This window comes from Azoarcus taiwanensis (genome assembly GCF_012910885.1).
In the GTDB taxonomy this organism is placed as follows: domain Bacteria; phylum Pseudomonadota; class Gammaproteobacteria; order Burkholderiales; family Rhodocyclaceae; genus Azoarcus_F; species Azoarcus_F taiwanensis.
The window spans coordinates 1-6,235 of record NZ_WTVM01000184.1; the positions used below are offsets into that span (position 1 = coordinate 1).

Consider the following 6,235-nt stretch of genomic DNA (forward strand, 5'->3'; position numbering starts at 1 on the left):
GGGCCATGGGACTCCTTGAATCGCGGTGGTTTAAAAATCGGGAAACCGTAAATTATACTATAGATTCTTAGTCTTGCTGCTCTCGCTGAGGTTCCGCTTGTCGACAAACAGCTCCTTGAGGCGCTGGCGTGCCTCGGCGTCGTGACCGTCTGTGCGAATGCGCTCGGTCACCGCGCGGATCTCCCTCTCTATGGCGTCGATCTGCAGCTTGCGCACCGTGTCCTCGAGAAAGTCCTCGGCGGTCGCTTCATCGTAGTCGCTGTCGACGAGTTCTGCCGCAACCGCTGAGAGCGTGTCACCGTGCGGTGTGTTGCGAAAGCGTTCGACCAGTGTTCCGAGCCCCCAGGTGGGGTCCACGTCGCCGATACTCATCGCGTCGATCAGTGCGATCAGTGCTCGCCCGTGTTCATCGTCGCCTGGGACGAGGTCGACCGGGAGTCTTGCGAGCCAGCCTGGATGTTGAAGCGCGAGGCGTAGCAGGGCGGCAATGGGGGAAGTTGGTCGCGGGCGACGATGCTGAGGCGGTCGCGCCGGGCGACTGCCGCTCCAGGGTGGGGGTTCTTCGTCACGTGCCGGCGGGCGAAGAGGAGCTGCGAGGCCGCAGACGGACTCGACCTCGGCCTGGGTCATGCCAGCGAGTTCGGCGACCTGTTTCGTGAGTTGCAGTTTCAGTACCGGCGCAGCGATGCGGCGAATCAGCGGCGCTGCGTCATGAACCAGACGGGCTCGACCTTCGGCGCTGCCGAGGTCGATATCCGTCGAAAGCTCGGACAGCAGGAAGGCCGCTAGCGGCGTGGCAGATGCCGCTGCCTTGAGCAGCGCCTCGGCGCCTTCGGCCCGCACGAAGGAGTCCGGGTCGTGTTTCTCGGGTAGCAGCAGGAATGCGAGGGTGGCATCGTCGCGCAGCGACTCCAGCGAGGCTTCGAGTGCCCGCCAGGCCGCTTTGCGTCCGGCCTTGTCGCCATCGAAGCAGAATACGATGCGGTCGGAAAAGCGCAGCAGCGACTTCAGGTGGGCCGGCGTGGTCGCCGTGCCAAGCGTGGCGACCGCATTGCCGACACCGTACTGGGCCAGCGAGACCACATCCATATAGCCTTCGACGACGAGGACGAAACCATTCTCCCGAATCGCCTGTTGTGCTTGCGTCAGACCGTATAGCTCCCGCCCTTTCTCAAAAAGCGGGGTCTCGGGCGAGTTGAGGTACTTTGGCTCGCCTTCACCGATGATTCGACCGCCAAAGGCGATGATGCGACCACGGCGGTCCTGGATCGGAAACATGATCCGGTCGCGAAAGCGATCGTAGCGCCGTCCGGCCTCGTTCTCGATGACCAGCCCGGCCTCGAGAAGGGCTTTGGCGTCGTAAGCGGGGAAGGCCTCCGCCAGAGCCTGCCAGCCATCAGGCGCGTAGCCTATTCCGAAGCGTGCGGCGATCTCACCGGTCAGGCCGCGGCGCTTCAGGTAATCGACAGCAGCAGGGTGGTGTTTGAGCTGTTCCCGGTAGAAGCGGGCAGCGGTGTTCATTGCCTCGAGCAGTGCGTCCTGCTCGCCCTTGGCGATCTGCGGGGCACTGGTGCCGCTTTCCCGCGGTACTTCGACGCCGATCTGTCGGGCGAGCTCGGTCACCGCTTCGATGAACGACAGGCCGCTGTATTCCATCAGAAAACCGATAGCGTTGCCGTGCACGCCGCAGCCAAAGCAGTGGTAGAACTGCTTTGCTGGACTGATGGAGAAAGAGGGGGTTTTTTCGCCGTGGAAAGGGCAGCACGCGAAGTAGTTCGCGCCGCCTTTCTTGAGCGTAAGGTGGCGTTCGATGACGTCGACGATGTCGACGCGCGACAGTAGATCCTGGATGAAAGACTGCGGGATCAACGCGGCGCCTCCCTTACGGGTTTACGCGCTGGCAGGCTGCCAGCGCTTCGAGCGCAAAAACTACGCCGGGGCGAACCTCGATGGTTCGCCCCGGCGTGTGTACCGACTTCCGTGCGGAAAATCGATCAGTAGAGCTTCGGCGGCAGGGTCTGGCTGCGCAGGCGCTTGTGGTTGCGCTTGACCGCGGCAGCGAGCTTACGCTTGCGCTCGGCGGTGGGCTTCTCGTAGAACTCGCGCGAACGCAGCTCGGTCAGCAGGCCGGTTTTCTCGATGGTGCGCTTGAAGCGGCGGATCGCAACTTCAAACGGCTCGTTTTCCTTGACGCGAATGCCGGGCATCACAAAATCCTTAGGTGGTCTGGTGTTCGAATAAACGCGGATTCTAACCTGCATCCTGAGTCAAGTGCAAGTCGGGTTCGGAGAGGGATCGTGCCGGTGCCGGGCGGTCGTGCAGCAACCCATCCGTGCGCCAGACGTGCAATCGGACACGAAGCGTACACACTCACTGGGTGAGCCCACGCAAAGGCAGGAATTCAAGCATCTTCATGATGATCAAGGTCATGGTGAGCGGTCAGCCGCGATTTCCAGGTTCAATGTAGGTGTTGGCTATTTCTTTCCCGGTTGAATACCATTCCGCGGTGAACTCTGAAAGGGCAGGTGCAAAGTGGGCAAGCGTGTATTGGGAATCGAGACTTCGTGCGACGAGACCGGTGTGGCGGTGTACGACACCGAGGCAGGCCTGCTCGCGCACACTGTCCATTCTCAGATCGATCTTCATGCCGCCTACGGTGGCGTGGTTCCCGAGCTCGCGTCCCGTGATCACATCCGATTGCTCCCGGCACTGGTCCGCCAGACCGTGAGAGCCGCTGACTGCAGACTCGATCAGATCGACGCCATCGGCTACACCGCCGGCCCCGGGCTTGCCGGTGCGCTGCTTGTTGGCGCGGGTTTTGCAGAGTCGCTGGGCATGTCGCTGGACGTGCCCGTGTTGCCCATCCATCATCTGGAAGGGCATCTGCTTTCGCCGCTGCTTTCCGCCGATCCGCCCAAGTTTCCCTTCGTCGCCCTGCTGGTGTCGGGTGGTCATACCCAGCTGATGTCGGTCAGTGGCGTTGGAGAGTACGTCCTTCTCGGCGAAACCCTGGATGATGCGGCGGGTGAAGCCTTTGACAAGACAGCCAAGCTGATGGGGCTCGGCTACCCGGGTGGCCCGCAACTCGCTGCGCTGGCCAGCGAGGGAAAGCCCGGACGCTTCAAGCTGCCGCGACCGATGCTGCGCTCGGGTGACCTCGACTTCAGTTTCAGCGGACTCAAGACCGCAGTGCTGAACGTCGTCAATGGAGTTGGCTGGAAGGCGGATGACGCGGCCGACCTCGCCGCGGACTTTCAGGAAGCGGCGGTGGATGTGCTGGTGGCGAAATCGCTCGCAGCCCTTGAGGCCAGTGGTTTGAGTCAGCTCGTCGTCGCGGGCGGCGTGGGTGCAAACCGACGCCTTCGCGCCCAGCTCGACCGCGCGGCCAAACGCAAGGGCTGGAGGGTGTTCTACCCCGAGCCCGAACTATGCACTGACAACGGCGCAATGATCGCCTTCGCTGCTGCGCTGCGCTTCGAGCGCGGGCCAGGCGGCTCACCCGGAGGCGCAGTGAGCGTGCGCCCACGCTGGCCCTTGGCCGACCTCCGGCCGCCAGTTGAACCCGCAGGAACGGCGTAAGCAGCGAAGCGGGTGGAACAGGTCGGTGGTTGGCGAAAGCCGCCTTCGCGCCTGACGGAGCTCCCACAGGCAGTGGCCGCACGGTACCCGATGCATGTCCATCACCTGTAGGAGCGGCGTGAGCCGCGAACTGGCGTGGCTTACTTCTTGCCGCCGATGCGCGGTTCGGTGCCGTTCTTGAGGCGTGTAATGTTGTCCTTGTGGCGCCACACCAGAATGCCGGACATTGCCAATACCGCACCGAAGGTGCCGACCGTTGGAATCAGGATCAGAGTCGCAATCGGTGCGGCAGCGGCCGCGCACAGCGCGGCGAGCGACGAGTAACGCGTGGCGAAAGCGACGCCCAGCCAGGTGAGCAGGGCGATCAATGCGAGCCAGGGGTCGATGCCGCCGAGTACGCCAAGCGCGGTCGCCACGCCCTTGCCGCCTTTGAAACGCAGGAAAAAGCTGAATATGTGACCAAGCAGGGCGAACAGACCGGCCAGTGCAGCTTCGCCCGGTCCGAAACCGATGGCCGCGGCGACCAGCACCACGACCCACCCCTTGGCGCAGTCGCCGATGAGTGTGACGATAGCGGCGGCCTTGTTGCCGCTGCGCAGTACATTGGTGGCTCCCGGGTTGCCGGATCCGTACTTGCGCGGGTCTTCGAGGCCGAACAGCCGGCTGGCGATGATGGCGAAGGGAACCGAGCCAGCGGCATAGGCAGCGGCAAGAAGCAGGACGAGAGTCATCGTGGGTCGTTCCGGCGAAGCGTCTGCATTGGCACGCAGAGGCGGGTTGGAGCGGTAGAATCGGCTCGCATTCTAACTTACGGAAAACCCATGGATTTCATTTTCATCGAGGAATTGCGGGTCAAGGCGTGGGTCGGCATCTACCCGCGCGAGAAGGCCGCCCCTCAGATGGTCGAGCTCAATCTCACCTTCGGTGTGCCCGATGCCGCTGCCGAGCGGGACAATATCGACGACACGATCGACTATGCCAAAGTCGTCGAGCGTATTCGTACGGAGTTGGCTGAAAAGCATTTCAACCTGATCGAGACCTTGGGTGAATTCGTCGTGAATATGCTTTTCGACGACTTCGGTGCGCCTTGGGTGAAACTGAGAATCGCGAAGATCGCCGTGATGCGCGATGTACGTCGCGTTGGTGTCTTCATCCAGCGTGGCCGAGACGGCCGCTCGCTACCGGAGCAGGTATAGCGAGCCTGTGGTACTCGAGGCTACCGGGCCTGTAGGGCAAGGCAAGACGCACCGTGCAGCGAAGCCGCCTGGTGCGTCTTGCAATTCAGGCCGTTTATTGACTCACGACGCCTTTTTTTCGAGTTCTTCGATCGGCTTGTTTTGCGCCAGCCAATCGATGACCCATTGAGGCTTGCGTCCCCGTCCGGACCAGCTGATTTTTGGATCTTCAGGGTGGAAATACTTGGGCGGCACCTTGCTGCCCTTGGCTGCGCTGACTTTGGTGGTCCGCGCGCCGGCCGCCTTTCGGCCGCGGCGCTGGGGCTTGGTAGCCGCAGACCCTGCGATCTCACTAATCACGTCATCGAAAGAGATACCTTCTTCCTCGGCGATCTTTTTCATTCTTTTCAGCGCGTTTTTCTTGGCGGATTCATTGCGACGCTGCAATTCAACCCCTATGCGGGTCTGAAGGCGGCGCAAATCGGTGTTGCTCATCGAGCCGAGATCCATTGTCTCTCCTGGAAAGTGGATTAGAAGTCTTGTCATAGGTTCGATTCAGCTGGAGTGCTGAATCGGTGAGCGCATTCTGCCACTCAAGAAAAAGGAAATAAACAGATTTCTCGAATCGACATTGAACGAAAGTCTTATGCAGGATCTTTTCGAGAATGACGTCTGTGCTATGGGTTACTCGAGGGCAGCGCTAATCAAATCGGGCTGGAGTGCGCGAAGGATGTCGTGGGGGTGAATGCCAACGAGAAAGCCTCGGCGGCCGCCGTTGATATATATCAGCGGCAAATCGAGAATGCTTTTCTCCATGTATACCGGCATTTTTTTGCGCGTGGCGAACGGTGATGTGCCGCCAATGAGATAACCCGAATGGCGATTTGCCACCTCGGGTTTACACGGTTCGATGCGCTTGCGGCCGGCCTGCCTCGCCAGCTCCTTGGTCGAGACCGTACGATCGCCGTGCATCAATACGATGAGTGGGTTGGCGTCCTCATCCTGCATGACCAGCGTCTTGACTATGGCGTGTTCAGGCAGGTTGAGTTCTCGAGCGGAAACTGTGGTGCCGCCGTGGGCTTCGTATTCATAAAGATGCGTGGAAAACGGTATGCGCAGCTGTTTCAGAAGCCGGGTGGCAGGGGTTTCGGGGGCGTGGGTTGGGGATTTCGCCATGCTAAGCGCGCGGATGGTGTTGTCGGTGGAGCGCCTTGAGACGCTCGCGGGCGACATGAGTATAGACCTGGGTCGTGGAGATGTCCGCGTGGCCGAGCAGCATTTGCACGACCCGCAGGTCGGCCCCGTGATTGATCAGGTGAGTGGCGAAGGCATGACGCAGGGTATGCGGCGACAGACTTCCGGCAGCGATGCCAGCCTGCACGCCGTAGCGCTTGATCAGACGCCAGAACATCTGCCGGCTCATCCCGCTGCCAAGGCGGGTGACGAAGACGTGGTCAGAGCGCCTGGCGCCGAGCAGGGCC

General features: G+C 61.4%; 8 protein-coding genes. 2 read left to right on the top strand and 6 right to left on the bottom strand.

Annotated elements, in window-relative coordinates:
- Positions 1–57: 57 nt before the first annotated feature.
- Both dnaG and rpsU read right to left on the bottom strand, forming a co-directional pair.
- The gene (gene dnaG, locus GPA21_RS18735) at positions 58–1,869 is read right to left on the bottom strand and encodes a DNA primase (protein WP_168989609.1); all 1,812 of its coding nucleotides are present in this window, start codon (positions 1,867–1,869) and stop codon (positions 58–60) included.
- A gap of 125 nt (positions 1,870–1,994) precedes the next feature.
- The gene (gene rpsU / locus GPA21_RS18740) at positions 1,995–2,207 is read right to left on the bottom strand and encodes a 30S ribosomal protein S21 (protein ID WP_168989610.1); all 213 of its coding nucleotides are present in this window, start codon (positions 2,205–2,207) and stop codon (positions 1,995–1,997) included.
- Between the two features lie 325 nt (positions 2,208–2,532).
- On the opposite strand from rpsU, the gene tsaD reads away from it, so the two are divergent.
- Positions 2,533–3,579: a tRNA (adenosine(37)-N6)-threonylcarbamoyltransferase complex transferase subunit TsaD gene (gene tsaD, locus GPA21_RS18745; RefSeq protein ID WP_168989611.1), complete on the top strand. Its 1,047-nt coding sequence runs from the start codon at positions 2,533–2,535 to the stop codon at positions 3,577–3,579.
- A gap of 140 nt (positions 3,580–3,719) precedes the next feature.
- Here the strand turns inward: tsaD and plsY are convergent, their stop codons facing one another.
- Positions 3,720–4,310, bottom strand: a complete 591-nt coding sequence (plsY, locus tag GPA21_RS18750) for a glycerol-3-phosphate 1-O-acyltransferase PlsY (RefSeq protein ID WP_168989612.1) — start codon at positions 4,308–4,310, stop codon at positions 3,720–3,722.
- 90 nt (positions 4,311–4,400) lie between these two features.
- Between plsY and GPA21_RS18755 the strand changes: the two genes are divergently transcribed.
- Positions 4,401–4,775: a dihydroneopterin aldolase gene (locus tag GPA21_RS18755; protein WP_168989613.1), complete on the top strand. Its 375-nt coding sequence runs from the start codon at positions 4,401–4,403 to the stop codon at positions 4,773–4,775.
- Between the two features lie 102 nt (positions 4,776–4,877).
- Here GPA21_RS18755 and GPA21_RS18760 read toward each other — a convergent pair whose 3' ends face one another.
- From GPA21_RS18760 to GPA21_RS18770, 3 genes are all read right to left on the bottom strand, one after another.
- Positions 4,878–5,264, bottom strand: a complete 387-nt coding sequence (locus GPA21_RS18760) for an H-NS histone family protein (RefSeq protein WP_168989614.1) — start codon at positions 5,262–5,264, stop codon at positions 4,878–4,880.
- Positions 5,265–5,438: 174 nt separating this feature from the next.
- On the bottom strand, positions 5,439–5,930 hold the full coding sequence (ybaK, locus tag GPA21_RS18765; protein WP_168989615.1) for a Cys-tRNA(Pro) deacylase: 492 nt from the start codon (positions 5,928–5,930) through the stop codon (positions 5,439–5,441).
- 1 nt (position 5,931) lies between these two features.
- Positions 5,932–6,235: tyrosine-type recombinase/integrase (locus GPA21_RS18770; RefSeq protein WP_168989616.1), on the bottom strand; the 304-nt coding region annotated here is incomplete at its 5' end.